Below are 23,115 nucleotides of genomic sequence, written 5' to 3'. Positions count from 1 at the left end.
CCTGCGTCACCTTGGAGCGTGGTTACTCGTTATGGCTTTGGGCTCTCCAGATGAATTGTCGCTTCATTGTGGCAAAAAAATAGCTTTGCCTGAGAAAAAGCGGTACCTCCAGGCCGTGAGGTTTTTCAAACAACCGCTCAATTTCAGGCAAAGCGTCTCCGCTCCGGTAAGCATCCCAAACCGGAGCGGCAGTTTTGCGTTTGCGTTCAACCAGGTTTGCACGCAGTCATCATTTCCTAGCCTCTCTTCTAACCGTCTGAACCGCCTCAAACGCCTGAATCAGCCCGTGCCCGGTTCGATTGTCTTTGCCCGGTGCATCCAAATCTCTGGCCGTGGCTTTTAAAATTTCCTGGATTCGCCAGGCGGGCAGTTCCGGGGCGGCTGACATCATCAAGGCGACCACCCCCGAACCGTGCGGGCTGCTGAAGGAATTGCCCATTAAATTGGTGTTTGGATCCACATAACCGCTTCCGGAAGGATGAATGAGCACATAACCCGGCCCGGGAAACGCCACGACATCGGGTTTGGTCAATCCCGGAGGCATGGGGAAGTCTCCGTACCACTTGACCGAACCCCATTCCACTGGCCCCAGGCTGCTAAATGACGCAAGGTTCAATTTCTGATCCACACCGCCAATGGATAACACCGTCGGAATATCTTCCGGGATGCGCTGCTGAACCGGAATCGGCTGGTTTTGCTGAAAGTTCCCGGCCCCTGACACCAGTACCAGTCCGGCACACATGGCGTGGTCGGCCATCATTCGCCAGAGCCCGCGCAAGTTCCTCAGGTCTGGAATGCTAAAGCTCATATTGATCACGTCGGCGCCTTGTTCAAGCGCATACTGGTGAGCCAGTACAGCCGTGTACACGCTCGGGCCAAATACCAGCGGCATCAGTCTGGCTCGTGGAGCGACGCCGGTCAGCGTACCGCCGGTGCCGTCACCTGCGGCAATCCCCGAAGTCCACGTCCCGTGATTGGCCGCCGTGCCCGGTGTTTTGACTTCGGCCTTCAACCGACCAAAGTCAAACCCATACACATCATCAACATAGCCGTTGGTATCGTCGTCAACGCCGTTGTTGGGCACCTCTTTGGGGTTGATCCAGATGTTTGAGCGCAGGTCCTGATGAGTGTAATCCACGCCTCCATCCAGCATGGCAATCACCACGCCATCACCGGTGATTTTCAACTTCTTCCAGACTCGGGTTGCCCCGATTTTGTTCAGATCCCAGTTGATGCGTTTCCCACGGGTGGAAAATGCCGGACGTTGGGATGGGGAAAGCACCGTGGCCACTTTCCCGGCATCCCCCAATTCTGGTGGGGCTTGCTGGCCGTGGTAGACATATTTTACTTCCTCAAGCGCTGCTGCTTTGCGGATATTTTCTGGCGAAAGCGTCACCACAACCGCATTGATCAACCACAACGACCGCGCCCCAGGCGGAGAGCCGAGTTTCTGCAAGATGCGGGCCTGCTCATCAGCCGCAATCTTTTTCAACTGGGAAATCACTTCGGTTTGGATTGCGCTCCGAGGTTGCCCCGTGTGATTTGTAATGAATGTTTGTAAAGCGGCTGGTCCATCAATCAATTGGGGTTTCCCAAGCAAAAGCACTGGAACAGATGTATTTTCGGCCATGGCTGCCAGCACTGGACCGTCAATTTTTTCATCACTGGCGGCACTCCCAAAGGAAGTTGTCAATTGAAAAGCACAGACGAGCCAGATCCCGATACAAATAAACAGGCAACGACGCACCAGGTTCATACGACCTCAATTCAGACCAAAGATCAAAGCGGCGTCAAGCCGCCGCACTCCGAAAAGGTTTATGGGGTTGTGACAGTCAATTCCGCTGATTCAGAGCACTCAGCCCCGGCACAAGCCCGGACCGCAAACCGGTAGGTGGTTTGCGTCTGGAGCTTTTTGATTTTCGACCTGGTTGCATCAGAACGAGTCGTGGCAATAGTAACCCATTTTCCATCTTGAAGTTGCTGAATTTCAAATCGGTCTTCGATGGTTGAGGTGTCTTTCCACGAAAGCACCACTTTGGTGGATTTGACCTGATTCGCCGCGAAGTTTTGCGGTACCGCCAGAATTTGTTTGGTATAGAACGCGTTATAGGTGGTTTGGAAGGTCTTTCCACCATCGGGAGAAACATCAAAATGTTGTGAAAAAGTATCTCCCTTGATATTGAAGTAGCGAAGACGACTATATAACCGACGTGAACTATTGTTGTCATCATACTCGCCTTCCAGGTCCATCATCCCGTTTTCCAAATTCCCATCAATTTCCAGCAGCAGCGCCTGCTCACCATTATCATACCAAAATTGGTGCCACTGATTGTTTTTCAAGCTGAAGACACTGACGCTCGTCCCGCGATAGCTGCCCTGGTTGTAGTCTTCCAAAATCGCCAGCCCGCCGCCTAACCCAAATGACCGAATGTTGCTCAGCCCTGGCACATTTGACCCCGCGATATCCACCGTCCATTTCCCAACCCAGAAATCAAAATCCCGCGCCTTTGATGGGAGGGATGCCGCTGTAAACTGCTGTTTTTCAAGGCGTTTGATTTCAGGCGAGCTACTGGCCGGCAATGGACTCAAGTCTTTGACGTAATGCGCCGAATAAGTCCGGCTCCAGGTGGCACCAGTATCGGTTGAGATTTCAAAGGTTTGGTCAAATTCAGTTCTGGAAATATTGAAATAGGTGAGTCGTGCCTGGGTCGGTTGACCTTGCGAACCAATATAATCTCCGGTCAGCACCATCATCCCGTTTTGCAGTTCCCCGCTTAATTCAAGCAGTAATCCGTCTGAATCAAGCCAGTTTTGCGTCCATTTTCGGGTTTTGGAGTTATAAACCGTGACACTGGTCGCCTGGTATTCACCGCCTGGGTTGTATGTTTCCAACATCGCAATCCCCCCGACTCCGAAGGTTGATACACTACTGACCACAGTGGCTGAACCAGTTGTCACTTTCCATTTTCCAATGAAAAAATCAAATTGCCGAACTTCAGGCGCCAGGCTGGTACGTGTACTTTCCTCGACTTGCGCCTGTACTGGCACTCCCCATTGTTGAAAACCAGTGCCGTTGACTGAGCACACAACGACCACCAAAAGCACCAAAAACCAAATCTTGCGTGGCATGAAAACGCTCCTTCCAAATCCTGAATGGAAATACATCAAATCAATCGCCTGGTTTGGTCGAAGAGTTGACGAATCAGCCTTCAAAAATCCTTTAGCCCTGGTTTGAAACAGGTTAATTTTTATTAAGAAACCTAAATTTGACGTTTCCCTGGTTCTTTTCCTTCTTTACATTCAAGTCAAAGCTCTTTTTATCTATTATTTCTTTAAATTAAACAATATTCATCTAAAAAATCTATATATTTTCAATCTTATTATGAAGCTGACTGGCTGTGGCACTTGCATTCACAGAATGCCCAACCAATAATCGAAGGGCCTTCAAAATCTCACATTTTTCGATTTTTCGTTTTGTTCCAGGCCGAAAAGTCACCCCGAAGGCAATCCTTTTCACAAGGACACCCTGCCCATGAATCAACCAGCCCCTCTCATCTACCAGTTTGATTTGTTTCGGCTGGACACCAGCAAGCGCCTGCTCTGGCGAGACAATGAGCCAGTCCAGTTGGCACCCAAAGCGTTTGATACCCTGGTGTGCCTGCTTCAAAACAGCGGGCAAGTGGTCGAACGGGAAACCTTGATGCAGACCCTGTGGCCTGACACCTTTGTGGAGGACACCAATTTAACGGTCAATATTTCCTCGTTGCGCAAAGCCCTGGGCGAACAATCTGACGAACATCGCTTCATTGTGACCGTTCCCCGGCGCGGGTACTGTTTTGTGGCGCCGGTGACCTCGGTGATAACCGATGAACCAGTGGCGTCTCCAGTCGAAGAGGTCGGTGAACCTGTTCCGGGAACGGATGAGGGGCCATTGACAGACCAGGACGCCCAACCACCGTCCAGCGAACCAGTACCGATGGCGCCGAGGGCTTTCATGGCGACCTGGACACACTGGTTGAGCTGGAAAATGGTCACGGGGGGAATGATGGTGGTGGCGGTGGTGGCGGTGCTGGGGTGGATGTGGACACTGCGATCAGCTTCGCAAAGTTCGGGAGCCATCAAATCTCTGGCGGTCCTGCCATTTAAAGTATTGAATTCAAATGAAAACGATTATTTGCGCATTGGATTGGCCGACGCGCTGATTACCAAATTTAGCCGGCTCAAACAAATTGCCGTCAGTCCAACCAGTGCCATTTTGAAATATGAGCAAGGAGCCTATGACCTGACTCAAGTTGGACAAGATTTACACGTTGACGCGCTCCTTGAAGGAAAAATTCAGCAATCGGGAAACAAACTGCGCGTAACAGTGCAAATGATCAAAGTCAGCGATGGCATGCCGCTCTGGGCTGACAGTTTTGATGCCGAACTGACCGACGTTTTTACGGTTCAGGATGCAATCTCCGAGCGAGTACTCAATGCGTTTGCCATTCAACTGAGCGCCCAGGATCGCCGCCAGCTTACACACCGTGATACTCAAAATCCGCTCGCCTTTCATGCCTACCTCAAAGGCCGGTACTTTTGGAACCTTCGTACGGGACCGGGTTTGGAACAGGCCATCACCAATTTCCATGATGCGGTGACCATGGATCCGACCTACGCCATGGCCTATGCGGGACTGGCGGATGCCTATAACGTGCTCAGTCTCTACAGTTCAACTTCGCCCAAAATCACCTTCCCACAGGCAATCCTGGCTGCCCGCAAGGCGATTGAACTCGATCAAACCCTGGCCGAAGCCCACACCGCCCTCGCCTTTGCCAAAACCCGGTATGAATGGGACTGGGAAGGCGCCGAAAAAGAATTCAAATACGCCCTCGAACTCAACCCAAATTATCCAACCGGCCATCACTGGTATGGCGAATTCCTGATGTTTATGGGCCGGATGGACGAAGCCGAAACCGAATTGCGCCGGGCCCAGGAACTTGATCCGCTTTCAATTGCGATCAGCAATGGACTGGGTTGGGGATACTTTTACAATCGGAAATTTGATCAGGCAATTGCCCAGTTCAATAAATCACTTGAACTCTCTCCCCAATTTTCAGGGGCCTATTTGGGGTTGGGAATGGCCTATGAACAGAAAGGTCTGTATCCGCAGGCGGCTGAAGCATTTGAAAAAACCGGGGAAACCCGGCGCAGCCGCGGCGCCCATATGTCGCTGGCCTGGGGGAAAAAAGAAAAAGCCATGGAAGTGCTGGCTATGTACGAAAACGCCGCACCGCAACAACCCGAAGTCTGTTATGAAATCGGTGTCATGCACACGGGGCTTGGCCAGCATCAGGTAGCCCTGACGTGGCTGGAACGTGCCGTTCAAAACCACAACCAGCAGGCGATGTACCTCAAGATTGATCCCCGGCTGGACCTGCTCCGAACAAAACCCGAGTTTACGGCCTTGCTGCAACGAATGAAACTGATACCAGTCAGTAGTCAGTAGTCAGTAGTCAGTAGTTCACTAAGTCTATTTTATTGAATTACTTGACTATTTTCTAATGCGAGGATCCCATTCCAAAATGGTATTGAATTGATTGAGGAAAGTGGTTTGAGAGATTGAAAGCAGGGATTCTTTGGAGGCAATACTGGGGTACAGTGATCTCAGCTATACCGGCTGAGAAGCTGTTTGGAAATTAGGACCAAAATGACTTCTCTCTCGACACACGTGAAGGCACAAGGAATCAGCTTGCGCGGGATTCACTGTATTTCCAAACAGCCCTCAGACACTCTGGGGAGTAAACTCCCTTCAGCTCACCACATGCGCAAAGCCGAAGCGATTTCACTCACAAAAAAAGAATTTTTTAGAAAAATTTAAATCAGAATAGTGCATGGGGCTCATAACGTGCCGAATAATAAGGAGTTAATTGGGCAAGTACATCGGTAGAGCTACCTAATTTGACTAGGTAGTTCTACCTATTTTGGGGTTCCGAGCCGAACCAAGGGATGAGGGATGAAAAAAATCCCCTATCACTTTGTCACCTTGTCACCTTGTCACCTTGTCACCCTGTCACCCTGTCACCCTGTCCTCTTTACCGTTGCGATAACCGGGAATCAGCGCTTTTCACCACCAGCGGCAGCGTGACCCAAAACGGAGTCCCTGGTTTTGCCGCAATTCGATAGACGGTCTGAGGCAGCGGGTCTCCCTGATCCAGATGCCGGGACGAATCCGCCCCCACCTGTTTTTCAATTTTTGAATAGGTTTGCCCGGCACCATTTTCCAGATCCAGCTTTTCCGTCGAGACCTTCCATTTTTCCCAGCCAGCCAGTTGTTCAGGTGTCAATTTGAGTGTCCGACGCGGGATTTCAATTTCCGTCAGTGGTTGCGGCGTGACAAGCAAAATCAGCACGTCCCCGGCAAGTACTTTTCCCGTGCCGGTTTCCTTGAGGCGGATGGTGTAAAACGAATTCCGGTCAGTCTGCGCTGGAATCTCAATCACACTGCCAGGCTCGACCCGGTTGTTGCCCTGGCGAGTTTGGGTAGTTGGAAAAATCAGATAGGGGTCACCCAAACTGCCATCGGTGTATTGTTCGCGATCAATAATGTAGAGATACCCGCGCTGGCCGGCTTCGATACTGAGCCGCAAGCGGTCGCCTTCCTTGAGCTGGGTGTCGGTCGAAACTCGTTCTCCGGTCAGGCTCTGCGGTGGGGTGTCCAGGCTACCGACGCCATCTGATTGATCCAGAAACCGAACCGTCGGGTCATCAGTCGCCATCATTGGGCGCAATCGCCAGAGCGTGACACCCAGTTCAAGTGCCGTTGTCGCGGGCTTTCCAGCCAGAGGAGGTGAGACAACCCGGTATCGGCGGTTCATCCGACGCGCCTTTTTGGGTTTTGGTCGGCTGGTCATTAATTTCAGACCGGTGTCTTCGACAATTCGCACATCTGGCGATTGGGCAAGGACGGCATTGCTATCCAATAAACACATTGCAATCAGCACGATGGAAAAGAAAATCTGAACCGTGTTTTTCATAAAATACCATTTGGGGACTGGGGCTTTGTTTTTCAAATTCAGTACCTTTTCATAACTTGAATGAGAGATTGAAATTTTGTAAGTCTTTGGTTTTTTTCGTGTTTTTCGTGTTTTTCGTGGTTAAAACTGCCCGGAAATTTTCGCCAGCTTACTCATCGCCGTTCAAATCGGAGCGGATACACAACCAAATCTCTGGTGGATCGAATCAGCGTGCGATCCAGGGTCGAGGAAACAACCTCGCTCCGTGTTCCAGTTGTTTTCCCAAGAAACATTCGAACCGAATCAGCAAGTTCTGGCGAAGCAAGCCTCCCCACGGGCAGCGTTTCCAGCGTTGGTTGTGGTTTGGCTGACCAGATGAGCCAGAAGGTCTCGGTTCCGGCACCGCCAGTAAATTCCAGCCAGTCACGTTCTGGAATGTGAACCGTGCGGTGTGCAGTCACCGCCGATTGATTCTCATTGGCAGTCGGCGTTGGGAAGACCTTCACATATTCGACGGAGGCGACTTTCCCAGGACCTTCATTGATGACATACACATGGCCAGTTTGGGTTGGTGTCAGGTTGATTCGCACCCGGTAGGCGGTGGCGTGATCAAATACGGCTTCTTTCAAGAGTTCAAAGGCGGGACCGTCCGGCTGACCGTTTTTCAACTTTTGGACCGTCAGCGACCAGCCAAGCTGAACTTCGCCAGAAACAACTGGTGGAACTGACTTTATGGATGCCGGAGACTTTGAATCAGCCGTCTCGTACCACCACACACCGGCCCCAAGACCACCACACACCATTGTTGCCAGAATGGCACGCGACCACCGAAAGGGCCTGCTAGATGGCTTGAGCGTAACCGGTGATTTTACTGACGGCTGGTCAAAGCTTTCGAGAAGCCGGGATTGGAATTCCGCAACGGAACGCCAGCGCTGTTCGGGTTCAAACGCCAGCGCCCTGGCCAGCACCCGTCTGACGGCATCCGGGAGGTCAACATCGAGTGCCGGCATTCCATTTCGTTGCTGGGCAATCAACTCCATCACGACCGAATACGGCGTGGGCGCTTTCGAATCAAAAGGCCGCCGTCCGGTTAAAAGCTCAACCAAAATGATCCCGAGTGAGTAAATATCGCTCTGCACGCTGGTTTTGCCTTCGAGGAGTTGTTCCGGCGACATATAGCGAAGCGTTCCCACAGCGGTGGACCGATGCGTCGTGTCCCCAACCTGCGAAACGCTGAGCCGGGCAATTCCGAAATCAATCAGCTTCACCTGAAACTCATCATTCGCCTGGGGTTGGAGCATGATGTTTTCCGGCTTCAGGTCCCGATGGATAATGCCATGCGTGTGAACCGCCGTCAGTGCCTCACACAGTTGCTGAAAAATACCCAGGGCGCTGGAGACCGGCATTCCTGGGGAGGCAATCACTGACCGGAGCGTCTCTCCTTTAATATATGGCATGACCAGATAGGGCTGGCCGTCGGGCAATTCACCAGCTTTGAGTAACCCAACCACGTGTGGATGATCAATCTGAGAAAGCGCTTCGATTTCGTGCTGAAACTTGCGGTGAAGCCACTCTGATCTCACATGTTCGGAAAGCAAACATTTGATCACCACGGGCCGCAAAATCGGAGGGCCTCCAGCGGCCTGATACAGCCGTTCCCGCGCCAGATACACCACGCTAAACCCGCCGCGCCCAAGTTCGCGTTCAATTTCATACCGCCCGTCAATGACCGTTCCTGATTCAAGAAACGGGCTGGTCAGACACCTCTCCTCTGGACAGGTCAAGCCACTTTCCGAAGAACTTGAAATTGGAGCTAAAAACTCCGGCTCGATGTCTTCGGAACATTCAAGCAACGATTCAACCTCACGGCGCAATTCCAGGTCATCTCCACAAACCCGCTCCAGATAGACCAGTTGCTGGTCCAGCGGTTGTTCCAGGACTTCGTTGAGCACGGTTTTGACCTGTTGCCAGCGGTGTGGAGTCATGACATTCGGGTTCAGGGTTCAGGGTTTGAAAGCCAGGGTTCAGGGTTCAGGGTTCAGGGTTCGAAAACCAGGGTTCAGGGTTCAGGGCTCAGGGTCTGAGTCCCCATGTTTTTACGTTTTCGTCCTTTTCGTCTCTTATGTCCTTTTTGTCTCTTTCTATTTCTGAACCCTGAACCCTGGTTTTTCAAACCCTGAACCCTGAACCCTGAACCCTGAATTCGGTTTTCATCATTTTTTATTTGCGGTAGAGTGACGAGGCTGATATTTGCCTCATGCGCAAACTTAATCCGATTTTACTCAAACAGAAAATTATTTTTTATGGATGGCCCTTCTTCACCAAATGTGACTGAGCTTCTGCTTGCCTGGAATGCTGGTGACCAGCAGGCACAGGCCGAATTGATCACAGTCATTTATGACGAACTTCGACGATTAGCGGCGGGGTATCTCCATCGCGAACGGCCAAACCATACCCTGCAACCGACGGCACTGGTGAACGAAGCCTTCATGCGGCTCATTGATGGTCCACAGGTTACCTGGCAAAACCGGGCCCATTTTTTCGGAATTGCCGCCAACGCCATGCGCCAGATCCTGGTTGACCACGCCCGCAAGCGACAGGCACAGAAACGCGGCAGCGGCGAAGCCCCGCTTTCCCTGGATGAAACCTTCGGTGTGTTTCAACAACGGGCCATTGATCTGGTTCGACTCGATGATGCCCTCAACGAATTAGCCGGACTTGATCCAACCCAGGCTCAGATTGTGGAATTGCGGTTTTTTGCCGGCTTGACGATTGAGGAAACCGCCGAGGCACTTGGGATTTCACCGGCAACGATTGGACGGGAATGGACTTCAGCCCGTCTCTGGCTACGAAGGGAGCTAACCCGATCATGACGAAGCTCAACCAGTTCGCTTTCATCTTGTGCGGGTTGCTGTGTCTCCTGGTCAGCTTCCCCATCATACAGATACAGGCCGATGCCGATCCAATACCAGCGCCACGTCTACAAACCGAAGAACCAACACTCACGCTGTCACAACCGGTTGAACGCGAAATGAAAGGCGGTGAGACCCATCGCTATGCCGTGAACGTGCCTGCCGGGTATTGTCTCAATGTCAAAGTTGACCAAAACAAACTCAATGTCATGCTGCGCGTGGTCGGATCTGACGACAAAGAGATGACCATGGCTGATTACACACAGGAGTTCACCGGGCCGGATTTTTTGACCTTCGTCGCGGATGTGGCCGGCATCTATCATCTGGAATTGAAACCATTTGACAATCAGGCCGAACCTGGACGCTATACGGTTCAAATTCTGGAACTTCGCCCGGCAACCCAGGATGACCGTGACCGAATGCAGGCCCAGCAGAGATTCCAGCAAGCACTCCGAACTCATTTCAAACACACCAAAGAAGCGAAAGAAGCCGCCCTCCAGGAACTTGAATTGATCCGTGGGGTTTTTCACCGGGTCAAGGATCCACTGGGTGAAGCCAATGCCCTGGACTGGATGGCAAAAATTATTGAGGAGTTTGGTCGCACCAAAGAAGCGAAAGAGTTGAATTTGCAAGCACTGGCGCTGAAAAGAACGGTTGATTTCCGGCTCAATGAAGCCACCACGCTCAATAATCTGGCGATTATTCACAACCGACTCGGAGAGTTTCAGGAAGCCCTGACCGTCAATGAAGAAGCCCTCAAAATCTCGATGGAGTTTGATGATAACGAATCGCAAGGAATTATTCTCTCCAACATAGGCCGGGTCTATAATAATTTGGGTGACGCGCAAAAAGCACTGGACTATTTCCGGCGAGCCATTCCAATCAAACAAATCCATGGCACCAAGTCGAGTCTGGCTGAGACCATTAGTAATATTGGAACAACCTATATTGATTTGGGCGAAGCCAAACTGGCGCAAGAGTATTACTTTCAAGCGCTGGCGCTCTGCCGGGAGACTGGCAAGCCGTTTCCCGAAGGAATTCTCCTTAATAACATCGCGCTCACCTGTAACCGACTTGGTGAACCACAAAGAGCCCTGGACTATTACACTCAGGCCCTGGCCTACAATCGAAAAACCGGCAATCGCAATGCCGAAGCCCTGGTTCTCTTAAATACCGGCATGGTCTACCTGGACTTAGGTGAACCACGCAAAAGCATTGATCTTTTCAAACAAGCCCAACACATCTGGCAGGCCACCGGAGACCGCCAGTCAGAAGCAACGGCTCTCAATAATTTGGGTCTGGGGTACTCCCGAATTTCGGAAACGACGCTTGGGATACAGTACTATCAGCAATCCTTGGAACTCAGAAAAAGCCTTGGTGACCGGTCTGGACAGGCAGTGACCCTCAATAATCTGGGCACGGTCATGGTGAACGACACGGAGTACACCAAAGCGCTGGAGTACTTTCAGCAAAGTCTGACCATCGCTCAGGAAAGTGGCGATAAGGAAAGCATTGCCCTTGCCTTGCAAAACATCGGCGGGGCTTCCCTGCGAATCAACAAGCCTCAGGAGAGCCTGCCGCTCCTCACCGAATCGGTTCGACTCTGGCAAAATACCGGCAACCGGTCAGGGCTTGCCCGGGCGCTCAGTTCCCTGGCGGAAACCGAGCAGGCGGTGGGTCAATTACAGGACGCCAAAACTCACTTTGAACAGGCGCTCGAACAGGTCGAGTTTATTCGCGCCCGTGCCGGAAGCCAGGATTTGCGAACTTCGTTTTTTGCCCGGATTCAGAACTATTACCGGCTCTATATCAACCTGTTGCTGCAATTGCACCGCGAAAACCCGCTGGATGGATATGACCGCCAGGCGTTTCAAATCAGCGAGCAAGCCCGCGCCCGGTCGTTGCTGGATTTGCTGGCTGAAGCCCGGATGAACATTCGACAGGGCGCCGAACCGCAACTCCTCGAACACGAGCAAGCTCTCAAAAAACGGATCACGAATAAACTTGAACGACTCTCGCGTCTGCTCACTGGGAAACATACCCAAGCGCAAAAGAACGAAGCGGAAAAAGAAATCGGAACCCTGACCGATGAATACCGGCAGGTCCAGGCTGAAATTCGTCAGAAAAGCCCGCAGTATGCCTCACTCACCCAGGCCAGAACCATCACGGTCGAAGAACTCCAAACCCAGGTGCTCGACCCCGACACCATCCTGCTCGAATATGTTTTAGGCGCCGAACAAAGCCACCTGTTTGCGGTTTCCCAGGGCAATTTTGCCGTGTATCCACTGCCGGGCCGGGACGAACTCACCAAAGCCGCCCGTCAGGTGTACGAACTCTTGACCAAACGCAGCACGGCGCTCAAAGAACTGGCCCAGGAACGCAGCCGCACCGATATTTCGCCCGAGGACTATCAGGCACGAGTAGCTGCCGCTGATCGGGCCTATCCGCAAGCTGCGGCGGAACTGAGTCGGATGCTGCTGGGGCCGGTTCAAAAGGAAATTCGCGGCCAGCGGCTGGTGATCGTGGCGGATGGGGCGCTGCAAATTGTTCCATTTGCAGCCCTTCCCGTTCCCAATCCCAAACCTGAATCAAAATCAACGCCGTACCTGATCGAACGTCACGAAATCGTGGTTGTGCCATCGGCTTCGACGCTGGTGGCGTTACGTCGGATCCGACGCAGCCAGGGAGCGACGATCAATAGCGTAGCCGTGCTGGCCGACCCGGTGTTTACCGCTCGGGACGAACGGGCCAAAGGACAAAACCTATCGGTTGCCCAGCTTCCAGACACCATCACCCGGCATCTGGATCAATTTAGTTCCCCACCAACCACCGATGAATCCGGCAATAAAGTGCTGCAATTGCGGATTCCCCGCCTGCCCGGCACCCGCGTCGAAGCCGAAGCGATTCGGAAAATCACGGGTGACACCAGTTTGATCCGGCTCGATTTCCAGGCCAATCGCGAAGCGGCGCTGAACCCAGAACTGAGCAAATACCGCTATATCCATCTGGCCACACATGGGTATTTGAATGCCAGCCGCCCGGAATTGTCAGCCGTGTTGCTGTCGCTGGTGAATGAACAGGGTGAAACGGTGGATGGGTTTCTTCGGCTCGAAGACCTCTATAACCTCAACTGGCCAGCCGAAGTGGTGACCTTGAGCGCGTGCCAGACGGGCCTTGGCGCCGACATCAAGGGTGAAGGCATCGTGGGGCTGACGCGTGGCCTGATGTATGCCGGAGCGCGCCGCGTGGTGGTGAGTTCGTGGAACGTAAGCGACCAGGCCACGGCGCAACTGATGACGAAGTTTTACCAGGGAATGCTCCGTGATGGGAATCGTCCGGCAGCGGCCTTACGCGCCGCCCAAATCCAGATGCTCGGCGACAAACGCTGGCGGGCGCCATACTTCTGGGCCGCGTTTCAACTGCAAGGCGAATGGCGTTGAAAAACTGGGGCTGAGGGCTGGGGGCTGAGGGCTGAAGAATTCGGGCTGAAGAATTTGGGCTGAAGAACTTGGGCTGAAGACATTGGTTCTCATCCTGAAAGGATGGAGCAAGTTTAGCCGGTCGGTTGCGAGGCTTTGCGAGCTACCACCGGAACAAGCCGTTTCCCTCCCCCTCCCACGCTGCGGGCCCGCAGCGCGTGGAGAAAAGATGAGGTGGCTTTGGAGACCGGTGGTAGGCCCAAAGCGGCCAACACACCGGCTATCTGAACGGCAACTCTTCGAGGTGCAAAACCAAAAACCTGAACGTGAACAGGTTTGTGATTGCTGTTTTCGTCATCCCTTCTCCCTTGATTTCAGCCTTCTCATTGATTTCAGGCCCGCAGGGTCGCTGTGTAATAGCCGTGGCGCGAAGCCCGCGATCACAGTCAAATCAAAATTCAAGCCCTGAAGGGGCGTCGCTCTGCATCAACGGAAGAAACACAGGGGGTCTCCTCCAGGTGACTATGGAGATGAGGGAATAAAAATGCCATAACCTGAAATTTAGGTTTTAGAAACGGAGAGAATTGAGGATAATGAATACCTCAGATTTTTCCTTGTGTTTGGGTACTTAAACTTCCGTTTGTTTTCTTTTTAATTTTTGGAGAAGTATGGTTAACCTCCCACCCATTGATGTGGTTATTCTGACAGTGTTACCTGAAGAATTTTATGCTGTTTGCAATAAAGTATCTGAATTGGGGAAAGTCATATCACCCCAAGATAATCCGAACTTATATTCGTGGAGCATTGGTAGAGTTGAAGAATACACAGTTGCTGTAGGTATAACGGTTCGGTCTGGCACAAATAAGGCTGTTGCAGCAACACTTGATGCTATCCAGCGTTGGGAACCACATTATGTTTTCTTTGTTGGGGTTGCAGGTGGCTTCCCAAATTTAGAAAAAGGGCAGGTTGTGATTGCAAATGTTATACATGGTTATGAATACGGCAAAATTAACGAAGAGTATGATCCACGCTCTGATCAGACATATAGAACAAATCAAGGATTGTTAAGCGGTACCGCAACTCATATATTTTCAGACTGGGAGCGATTGATACAAATTAAACCACCTCAAAAATGCATCAATGAGGTTTTTATAGAAAATATCGCATCAGGGGACAAAGTTGTTGATAACCCCTCAAACGAATTCTTTGATGCAGTACTCAAGAAATTCCCAAAGGTCAAAGCCGTCGAAATGGAAGGCGCAGGTGCTGCACTTGCTATTGAAGAGAGTCAGGCATTAGGAAAAGGCGTGGGGTTTATGATGATTCGGGGGATCTCCGACCAACCTCGCCAACCGTCTGCCCACAATCATGCTGAAGGTCAGGAAAACTCAGAGCGTGGAACAATTGAGAGAGATAAGTGGAAACTATACGCCGCTGATACTGCCGCTGCATTTACAATCAGTTATATATCTAGCGGTCTTCCTGTGCTTTCACGATCTCAAACCGTAGACAATCAAACAGTACCAATCATTGTTCCAATAAAACTCAAAGTTCCTATTGCCCCTCCCAAAGAAGAAGTTTTCACTGAAGATCCTGCTAAGCCTTTGCTCACAGTAGGTTCTGAAATGCCACATCAGAATTATCTACCTGAAGAAAAGGTTACCGAAGTTCTATCAATCCAGCCAGATGAACGCCCAGAAGAACAGGCGGCGTTTGCCACTGAATCCGGGGTTACCGAAGTTCCATCAATCCAGCCAGATGAACGCCTGTACTGCGAGCTTCTTTTGAAGACCTGTGACATCATCAACCTGGCCAATCTGCCAGAGCCGGATCGCCACCTGGCACAGAAAGAGTTGGAGCTTCGTCGGTTATATGTCCCATTGCGTGTGTGGGTTGAACCAAAAATCAATAGGGAGCGAGGTATCGAACCAGGTTCGGAACAGAGTTCACCAGAACAGCACTTTGAAAAGGCTGAACACTTGCGCCTGTCAATCGGTGAATGCCTCACCAAACATAGGCGATTGGTTGTGCTTGGCGACCCAGGTGCTGGAAAAACCACGTTTGTCCACTGGATGGCGACAGCCTACTTGCTCCGGTTAAAGAACGATCCAGATTGGCAGACATTCCCCAATGCCCAGACACTGCCTGATGAATCCTGGCTTCCAATTATTGTGAGGTGTGGTGATTTGAATCCATCCGCTGTCGTTGACTCTCTGGAAGATATCTTGCAGTTTACCCTTCGAAAAGCTGAATTGAGTACCCAGAAATCTCAAGTGCTTGTTGAGCTTTTGCGCACACGCCTCAAAGAGGGGCAAGCTCTCTTGATACTGGATGGGTTGGACGAAATTACTGATACCAGGTTGCTCAGCCGCGTTTGTGGGCAATTAAAGCAAATTAGTGAGGCTTACCCTCAGTCACCAATCATCGTAACTTCACGCATTGTGGGATACCGCGAAATGAGGCACGTGTTAGGGGGGGATTTTCAACGCGTTACCCTGGCAGACCTTTTACCTGAAGAAAAAGACGATTTTGCGAGACGCTGGTTTACATTAACCGAACGACCAGAACACAGAGAAATCGCAATCACAGGCTTCATTGATGACATTCATAGCTCCAACCGGATTGAGCGCCTTACTGGAAACCCAATGCTGCTGACAACCATGGCTCTGGTAAAACGCAAAGTGGGGAAACTCCCCAGTAGCCGGGTAGATTTATATCGTGAAGCGGTTCAAGTTTTGCTCAACTGGCGCAGTGAAGTAGGTCTATCTCTCAACCCGCATGAGGCAATTCCACAACTGGAATTTGTGGCCTATGCAATGTGTGACCGTGGTGTCCAGCAACTGCGAAGAGATGAAATCCTGAGTTTACTTAGACAAATGCGCCGGGAGTTTCCAAATCTCGACGACATTCACAATGCTTTGCCAAATGATTTTTTAAAACGCGTTGAAGCCCGCACCGGGCTTTTGGTTGAAATCGGTACCGAATTTCACGAAGGGCTAAAGGAGTCAGTTTATAAATTCCGCCACCTGACTTTTCAGGAATATTTGGCCGCACGGGCACTGGTATATGGTCGATTTCCAGGACGAAACTCTGCTTTGTCACTGGCTGAAAATGTAGCCCCGCTCGCTGGTCGGATATTTGAAACCGCTCTTACTGAGGCAGCTCAAGAGGCAAAGGTGTTGGATACGGTTGTTGTTGAAGCCTGGCAAGAGTCTTTGCGACTGTGTGTCTCAATATACTCTGACAACCCAGTAGACCAGGTAGATCAAGTTCTACTTGCAATTTTAACTCCGCTCGAAGGAGAGCCAGTTGGTACGATTCGCGCCCGTGCGATGTTAGCTGCATCGTGTTTGGCTGATGAGCCAAATGTAAGTGAGGAACTAGCGGTTCGGGTAATAAAAGAGTTTGTTGCTCAGGTTAAAAGAGGGGATGGAACCGGACGACTAAGAACAGGTATTGATTTAGCCGCAATAGAGTTAACCAAAACACGATGGAAGGCCACGTTATTTACAGAACTCATTGTAAGATTCAAAGCATGTGAAATTTCCATACGCCCAAATTTAGGCGGGTTATGTGGAGTGGCCAAGTTATCTGAAATAAGTGATTTTGGTGATCCAGTTGCCTGGCTATTTAACCAGGTACGCCGCCTTGATTCACCAAATGAAAATGAGGTTATCGAAGCGGCCCTTGGCATTATGGAATATGCCTTTGAGAATGAACCTGTAGCTATTGCTGAGTTAGAAGTAAAACTTCTAGCAAAGCTATCAGAAAATCACCCGGTAGCTTATGCAGCCGCCTGGGCATTACAGTGGTCGCTCATCAAGGGATTTTGGGAACCGACTTCTGCGCAACTCAATCAAATTCTCGACTATATAAGTAATGCAGAAGCCGATCCTGGAACAGTACGGTTTCTCGCCTGGATTTTGGGTAAATCTGAGGTTTTTGCTGCTGTTGAACCACTCCTTTTCTGGATTAATTATCCATATAGTGAACTCAAAAAAGGGGTGATTGGCGCGCTTGCATATCTCAAAGATCCCCAAGCAGTTGAACCACTTATATTACTCTTAAATGATGAAAGTACCGAAGTTCGCCAGGCGGCGATCTCCGCACTTGGTGAAATAGGTGATAAACTGGCAACTGAGCCTTTGCTGGATTGTTTGGAAAATAGTGATAAAGAGACGCGCCTTGTAGTTTTGGCTGCACTGGGAAAGCTGAAAGATCCCCGAGCTATAGATAAACTTTTGGCAGGATTGCAAGAAATAGATATTGATGTAAATCGTGTTATTGTTGAGGCACTTGGTCAAATTGCAGATCCTCGCGCTACAGAACCCCTGTTTGATTTACTGGTAAGTTCCGATGGAGACAGAAATGATGTCGCACATTCTATTGTTCAAATTGGCGAACCGGCAGTTGACTACCTTTTAGCTCGGTTGAACGATGCCCCGTCAAGCATCCGTCCAATAGTGGCAAACCTTCTTGGGAGAATTGAAAGTGAGCGTGCTATTGAGCCACTCCTTGCTTGCTTGGATGATGATGATTTAGAAGTACGACATAGGGTAATTGAGGCATTAGGACTCATAGGAAAGAAACAGGTTATCGAACCAATCCGAAAGCGGCTGAAAGACGAGCAAGCAAGTATTCGAACCGCTGCTGCACGCGCCTTGTTTGCTTGTCTGGATGGTCCTGAGCAAATAATGGTAGTCTGTACCCACCCTCGTCTCTGGCATGAATTCTTTTTGCTGGAAGTTATACAAATTGATGAGGGAAAAGCCAAAAAAGCCTCAGAAACTTTGCAAATGCCTCTCTCTGAATTTCAAACTCAATTTGAAGCTTTAGCCGGAAGATTTGACATCAAAGTAGAATGGGCGAATGGCCAAGCATAATATCCCTATCCCTTTTTGAATCAATTTTTTGACGATTTGATATCTCATTAAGGAAGCCACCTTTATGATGACTGAAATCACACTGACTGCCATGTATGAACCTGCCGAAGAGGGTGGGGTATATCGGATATATTGCTGAACTCCCTGGCGCGAACACCCAGGGCGAAACACTTGAAGAATGCCGGGATAACCTGGCTGATGCGGTCGAAATGATTCTGGAAGCCAACCGCGAAACTGCCGAACAGAAACTTGCTCACCACTTCAATGTGACTCGCGAGCGGCTTGTTTTACGGGTGGCCTGAGTTATGAGTCGAACCGATTTGATCCGGCATCCCGAATCCAATGGGTGTTTCTATCCTGGCGATAGAGCGTTCTGACAATCGGATCTTCCGTGAGTGAAACACTTGCACCAGCAGTTTTCTGTCGGGCAGCAATTAAATCAAAGCGAGCCACAGCCTTTCACATAAGTCTTCGGTATGAAGCACCCCAAGGAGTTCTACTGATTCTCAAGCCAAATGATCTGACGCGTATACAGATCACCAGATCCATAGGTTGTGATTTTAACTTTTTTTCCGAGTAGCCACTTATTTATGTCAGCAGGGGTGTAATCCATTGGATAGGGTCTCTCAAATTTGCCAGACCCGAGACGGAAGAAGTAATCGTCCGTATCCTCAAATGCCTTTGCCGATTCTTGATAGACTCGGGTCTGACCGGAGTCTAACCTGACTTGTATCTTTAAAATCCCATCCCCCTCTTCGCCCCCAGCAGGTATAACTTTCGAAATGACTCCATTGATGCTCCTTATTTCCTTCTCCAAAATCGCTGGATCAACATTGAGGGTTTCTGTCTGGTCATCTTGGAACCACCAGAGAGGCACTTTTGGATTCTCTTGCGTTCGGCTCACGAGTTCCGCAAATTTGTTAAGGTACCGCCTCGCAACTGGTGGCCGATCTTTGACCGGAATTAAGGAACCTTTCCAGTAGTGATACCACCGCCCGATGATATACATTCCGTCTCCGCGCTTCGGATGCTCCAGGGAATGCCATTCCGTAACGAGAATTTGACAGCGTTTGTCGGTCGAATGCTTTACAAATGTTCCTCTGGCGCCAAACTCCTCGACTGAAAACTCGAGCGGCGGCTGAAAGCCAAAAATGTCTGGGTTTGGAAATATGGAGATTGTCCAGGTTTGAATTCCCATGCCATTACTGATGTAATCCAGGTTGGCAACGATGATCTCGTCTATTTGATCTCCATCAAGGTCTCCCTTCAAGACCTCAAAGATTGAGTTGCCGCTACCAGCGAGGACAGAAGTCGGCCATTTTCCAATCCGCTTCCCTTTTTGTTTAAAGACGAAATCTATTCCTGTATCAGATAGAACTTTGCATATGCGTAAGTTTTTACCTGCTTGAGTGCAATGCGCGGGTTGGTCGCTACGCAAATCAAAATAGTCAACTCCTGGATACCTGGTCAGAGGAAAGGGTTTATCTGACTTCACCAGGTGAAAGCCATTCTCCCAACGGACTTTAGCAACCTCCTGCCCGTTAGCTGCAATTGACATGAGTAATAAAGAGAAGATAGCAATTAAGAGTTTTATCGACATTGATTTCAATCCTCTAAGGTTGACATCAGTAGCGCCAAACGCATCCGATGCACGCACTGGCTAAAATCAGATCCGGTCTGTGTGGTGAAACAAGTCATTGCCGCAGAATCTTCTCCATCGTTTTTCCTTTTGCCAGTTCATCAATCAGCTTGTCTAAAAAGCGAATTTTTTGCATCAGCGGATCTTCGATTTCTTCCACACGCACACCGCACACCGCACCCTTGATCAGCTCGCTTTTTGGATGAATACCCGGTGCCTGAGCAAAAAAGGTTTCAAGATCAGTTTCCTGTTCGATTTGCCGTTGTAATCCTGCCTGGTCATAACCCGTCAACCAGCAAATGACTTGATCAACTTCTTCTTTTGTCCGACTCTTGCGTTCCGCCTTTTGAACATACAGCGGATAAACCTTTGCAAATTTCATCCTGAAAACGCGATTCTCAGACATTATCACTCCTCCTGTTTGATCAGGTTCCAGGCGCATGGTGTTTTCAGTGGGCTAATTGGGCAACTTTCCGACTCAGAGTCGCCCCACATGCGGATTAAGGATCTTTTCAGTTTTTTGCTGGATACACGTATCTTAGGCACAAAAAACGACCAGGACAAGTGGTTATTGGGTTGAGTTGCACGAAATTACATTCATTTCAGAGGCAATCAACTCGCACCAGTTTGTAGCCAGTCGCCAGTAGCAGGAATTCTTTGTTTGGAAATAAAGAATTGCTGCCAACGAAGGAAACCAACTTTATCTTGACTGAAATCACACTGACTGCCATGTATAAACCTGCTGAAGAGGTGGGTATCGCGGTGTCCAATCAGGCGAGTGCTACTTTCTGGTATCCACAACTGATAAATTGCTGAAATATAAGGTGTTGTGTTCATATGAAAAACAATCGGTTCGTGATTGGCTGGATTCTGTTCACGATTTCTTTCAATGTTCTGACTGCAATTGCCCAAACCAGTGAGCCACCAGCCCAGCAACTTCCCAGCCCGTATAAAATTGCATTTGATGCCCGTCAGACACTCGATCATGGCAAGTTGCTGGTGGCGATGACTGAACTCCACCATCAAGAAAACGCCTATTTGAACTCAAACCTGGCCTCGTCATATATCCAAAATGAAGCCTGGTACTGCAGCCTGACTGGTGACCATCAAAAAGCAATGGCCTGGATGGACTCAATGGGCCAGCCTCCGAAACCAAAATCGCGTGACGATATTGCCAAACAAGCGGCGGTTCTGGAGAACTTCAAACCGGTGGATGCGATCAAAGCGATTGAAACAATTGCCGACCAGCACCAGGTGATTATGGTCAACGAAGCCCACCACGTAGCCCGGCACCGGCAGTTTATGATTGATGTGTTAAAAGTGCTGCGGCGAAAAGGATTTACCCACTTCGCGGCTGAGACATTCGATCATCTTGAAATGACCGGTTTATCGAAACGGGGCTTCCCGCTCTATACCAAAACTGGATTCTACTCGGATGAACCAGTTTTTGGAAATTTAATTCGAACGGCGGTTCAATTGGGCTACATTCCGATTGGCTATGAGGAATTGTCTCCCTGTGAATTTGATGCTGCAGATCCTGAAAAATGCATCCGGGAGCGGGAAACCGGGCAGGCGAAAAACTTAAAGGATCGGATTCTGGTCAAAAACCCAAAGGCCAAAATTGTGGTTTATGCAGGGTATGCCCATATTCAAAAGGGTGGGTTCTCAGCCACGGCGCCGAGCATGGCCCAGAAATTTCAGGAACTCACCGGCATCACGCCTTTTACAATTGACCAGATCAAGATGATGGAGCACAGCAGCCCAGACTTTGAAGGAGCCGTCTATCGGTATGCGACTGAAGCCGGACTCGTCAAAACACCGACCGTTTTTCAAAACCCAGAGGCACAGTTTTTTGTGAGCGCCAGTTCCAAAGCCGATTTCGATATGCAGGTGTTCCATCCTCGAACCGGCTATCGGCAAAGCCGTCCAGACTGGTTGCTGCGAGACACATCCAAACACCTGTGGACAATTCCAGAGGAGTGGTTCAAGGCATCATTACCCGTTCTGATTCAGGCATTTCATGCCAAAGAAGGCGTTCAGGCAGTGCCCGTTGATCAACTCCTGATCACCACCCCCAGCAACCAGCCAGCACTGGTTTTACCCAGAGGAACATATCTGGTGCGTGGCATTGACTCCACGGGGAAATGTACCCGCGAGCAAAAAATCACCATCACGCCTAAGATGACAAAATGACAGGGTGACAAGGCATAAGCGCCAGGAGAAGGAAAACCATGTCCTTTCCGCTGGTATTGAACAACGTTTGTGTCGGGCCTGAATCCCGTCCTGGCCGGGGCCGTGGGCTTCGCACCACGGTCCGATGACGCCCCTGCGGGCCTCAAATCTTTCGCTTGATGCACCTGGGCATCATAAAATAGACCTGTCGCATTGTCTGCTGACGAATGAGGTAATCCTTGATCAACCCTGAATTCAATACCAGCGGGATGCCACTGTTCCCCAACCGAAATCTTGTGGACAAGGTAGCCTGGAATGCGGTGAAATATTCCCCATCACAAGCACATTCAAGGTATGCTTCAAAGTGACCAGGAAGGAAGTCGAATTCAGATCACAGACGGAGATTCAGGACTGATTGTAACCGATCAGACCAGGCTCTTCGGTAAATGCCGGTCAACTTTGTCCATTGAAAGGATTCATTCGAAATGATCAGCGTTCTCATTTCTGATCTCCTCGATCAAATCCAGGGAAAACCAGCCGGTCGCCAGGTACCGCCAGAAGGAAGTACCACTCCAGGTGATTCGCCCATTCTGCGAGCCATTACCCAGGCTGGACTTCTGCTGGAGCGCTACACGTTTGCGATTGAAAACGAAGGCTTCTATCAAGCCATGCTGACGCCTGACTTGCTGCACCATTCACTGACTGAAGAAGAATCCATTGCCTTAATTGCTGCCCTCAGTGAACTCCTGAAAACTGACCCACCCCACGCTGGAATGGCCGCCTGGGCACTTGGTCGCACCAGCGAAGACGGCGCCCGCGAAGCACTGGCTCAAGCCCTGGAACAATGGTCAAACCACCCGGACAACACGGTGTATCAGATCCTGGCCGGATTGGATAACTTCGGATTGGCACCCTATTCCGAACTGGTCTGGGATGTCGCCCAAAAAGGTCTACCGCGTTCCGCCGAACTCGCCCGGCAGGTGTTGACGATCAACAATGATTTCCGGTGGTAATACCATTTAGGGTCCAGGATATCAGGTTCCGGGTTCCGCCGATCAATGTTGCTTTGCTTTCCACAAGCTGGTCTTCAGGCAA

Annotated in this window: 15 protein-coding genes; 7 read left to right on the top strand and 8 right to left on the bottom strand. The window is 50.3% G+C overall.

Annotation, left to right across the window (positions count from 1 at the left end; translation table 11 throughout):
• Positions 1-229 precede the first annotated feature (229 nt).
• Positions 230-1,756: a S8 family serine peptidase gene (locus tag HY774_06435; GenBank protein ID MBI4748108.1), complete on the bottom strand. Its 1,527-nt coding sequence runs from the start codon at positions 1,754-1,756 to the stop codon at positions 230-232.
• A 59-nt stretch (positions 1,757-1,815) separates the two neighbouring features.
• Entirely contained in the window at positions 1,816-3,129 is a 1,314-nt protein-coding gene (locus tag HY774_06430; protein MBI4748107.1) for a fibronectin type III domain-containing protein, read from the bottom strand.
• A gap of 403 nt (positions 3,130-3,532) precedes the next feature.
• On the opposite strand from HY774_06430, the gene HY774_06425 reads away from it, so the two are divergent.
• Positions 3,533-5,488 carry a winged helix-turn-helix domain-containing protein gene (locus HY774_06425; protein ID MBI4748106.1) on the top strand — a complete coding sequence of 652 codons (1,956 nt, stop codon included), beginning with the start codon at positions 3,533-3,535 and terminating at the stop codon, positions 5,486-5,488.
• Positions 5,489-6,074: 586 nt separating this feature from the next.
• Here the strand turns inward: HY774_06425 and HY774_06420 are convergent.
• Together HY774_06420 and HY774_06415 are read right to left on the bottom strand one after the other, a co-directional pair.
• Complete coding sequence (locus tag HY774_06420; protein MBI4748105.1) at positions 6,075-7,052, bottom strand: DUF4384 domain-containing protein; 978 nt, start codon at positions 7,050-7,052, stop codon at positions 6,075-6,077.
• A gap of 116 nt (positions 7,053-7,168) precedes the next feature.
• Complete coding sequence (locus tag HY774_06415) at positions 7,169-8,980, bottom strand: protein kinase (GenBank protein MBI4748104.1); 1,812 nt, start codon at positions 8,978-8,980, stop codon at positions 7,169-7,171.
• A 318-nt stretch (positions 8,981-9,298) separates the two neighbouring features.
• Between HY774_06415 and HY774_06410 the strand changes: the two genes are divergently transcribed.
• The 4 genes from HY774_06410 to HY774_06395 all read left to right on the top strand — a co-directional run bounded on the left by HY774_06410 (position 9,299) and on the right by HY774_06395 (position 18,511).
• A complete protein-coding gene (locus tag HY774_06410; GenBank protein ID MBI4748103.1) occupies positions 9,299-9,868 on the top strand; it encodes a sigma-70 family RNA polymerase sigma factor in 570 nt (189 codons plus the stop codon).
• Positions 9,865-13,347, top strand: a complete 3,483-nt coding sequence (locus HY774_06405) for a CHAT domain-containing protein (protein MBI4748102.1) — start codon at positions 9,865-9,867, stop codon at positions 13,345-13,347. The genes HY774_06410 and HY774_06405 overlap by 4 nt, the downstream gene beginning before the upstream one ends.
• A 647-nt stretch (positions 13,348-13,994) precedes the next feature.
• Positions 13,995-18,209: a HEAT repeat domain-containing protein gene (locus HY774_06400; protein ID MBI4748101.1), complete on the top strand. Its 4,215-nt coding sequence runs from the start codon at positions 13,995-13,997 to the stop codon at positions 18,207-18,209.
• 95 nt (positions 18,210-18,304) lie between these two features.
• On the top strand, positions 18,305-18,511 hold the full coding sequence (locus tag HY774_06395) for a type II toxin-antitoxin system HicB family antitoxin (protein ID MBI4748100.1): 207 nt from the start codon (positions 18,305-18,307) through the stop codon (positions 18,509-18,511).
• A 1-nt stretch (position 18,512) separates the two neighbouring features.
• Here HY774_06395 and HY774_06390 read toward each other — a convergent pair whose 3' ends face one another.
• From HY774_06390 to HY774_06375, 4 genes are all read right to left on the bottom strand, one after another.
• Positions 18,513-18,662 (bottom strand): hypothetical protein, encoded by a 150-nt coding sequence (locus HY774_06390; protein MBI4748099.1) that lies wholly within the window; start codon positions 18,660-18,662, stop codon positions 18,513-18,515.
• A gap of 43 nt (positions 18,663-18,705) precedes the next feature.
• The gene (locus HY774_06385) at positions 18,706-19,866 is read right to left on the bottom strand and encodes a hypothetical protein (GenBank protein ID MBI4748098.1); all 1,161 of its coding nucleotides are present in this window, start codon (positions 19,864-19,866) and stop codon (positions 18,706-18,708) included.
• A gap of 37 nt (positions 19,867-19,903) precedes the next feature.
• Positions 19,904-20,254, bottom strand: a complete 351-nt coding sequence (locus tag HY774_06380) for a DUF2200 domain-containing protein (protein ID MBI4748097.1) — start codon at positions 20,252-20,254, stop codon at positions 19,904-19,906.
• 206 nt (positions 20,255-20,460) lie between these two features.
• Positions 20,461-20,685 carry a hypothetical protein gene (locus HY774_06375; GenBank protein MBI4748096.1) on the bottom strand — a complete coding sequence of 75 codons (225 nt, stop codon included), beginning with the start codon at positions 20,683-20,685 and terminating at the stop codon, positions 20,461-20,463.
• On the opposite strand from HY774_06375, the gene HY774_06370 reads away from it, so the two are divergent.
• On the top strand, positions 20,686-22,041 hold the full coding sequence (locus HY774_06370; protein MBI4748095.1) for a hypothetical protein: 1,356 nt from the start codon (positions 20,686-20,688) through the stop codon (positions 22,039-22,041). It abuts the gene before it with no gap.
• A 464-nt stretch (positions 22,042-22,505) separates the two neighbouring features.
• Positions 22,506-23,033, top strand: a complete 528-nt coding sequence (locus HY774_06365; GenBank protein ID MBI4748094.1) for a hypothetical protein — start codon at positions 22,506-22,508, stop codon at positions 23,031-23,033.
• Positions 23,034-23,115 lie beyond the last annotated feature (82 nt).

Source organism: Acidobacteriota bacterium (genome assembly GCA_016208495.1).
Taxonomy (GTDB): domain Bacteria; phylum Acidobacteriota; class Blastocatellia; order Chloracidobacteriales; family Chloracidobacteriaceae; genus JACQXX01.
This window is presented reverse-complemented; position numbering and strand designations above follow the sequence as displayed.

Coding starts and splice junctions, on each gene's coding strand:
- HY774_06375 (MBI4748096.1), bottom strand. CDS start 20,685: ATGAACACAACACCTTATATTTCAGCAATTTATCAGTTGTGGATACCA.
- HY774_06405 (MBI4748102.1), top strand. CDS start 9,865: ATGACGAAGCTCAACCAGTTCGCTTTCATCTTGTGCGGGTTGCTGTGT.
- HY774_06425 (MBI4748106.1), top strand. CDS start 3,533: ATGAATCAACCAGCCCCTCTCATCTACCAGTTTGATTTGTTTCGGCTG.
- HY774_06430 (MBI4748107.1), bottom strand. CDS start 3,129: ATGCCACGCAAGATTTGGTTTTTGGTGCTTTTGGTGGTCGTTGTGTGC.
- HY774_06365 (MBI4748094.1), top strand. CDS start 22,506: ATGATCAGCGTTCTCATTTCTGATCTCCTCGATCAAATCCAGGGAAAA.
- HY774_06395 (MBI4748100.1), top strand. CDS start 18,305: ATGAACCTGCCGAAGAGGGTGGGGTATATCGGATATATTGCTGAACTC.
- HY774_06370 (MBI4748095.1), top strand. CDS start 20,686: ATGAAAAACAATCGGTTCGTGATTGGCTGGATTCTGTTCACGATTTCT.
- HY774_06380 (MBI4748097.1), bottom strand. CDS start 20,254: ATGTCTGAGAATCGCGTTTTCAGGATGAAATTTGCAAAGGTTTATCCG.
- HY774_06415 (MBI4748104.1), bottom strand. CDS start 8,980: ATGACTCCACACCGCTGGCAACAGGTCAAAACCGTGCTCAACGAAGTC.
- HY774_06410 (MBI4748103.1), top strand. CDS start 9,299: ATGGATGGCCCTTCTTCACCAAATGTGACTGAGCTTCTGCTTGCCTGG.
- HY774_06435 (MBI4748108.1), bottom strand. CDS start 1,756: ATGAACCTGGTGCGTCGTTGCCTGTTTATTTGTATCGGGATCTGGCTC.
- HY774_06400 (MBI4748101.1), top strand. CDS start 13,995: ATGGTTAACCTCCCACCCATTGATGTGGTTATTCTGACAGTGTTACCT.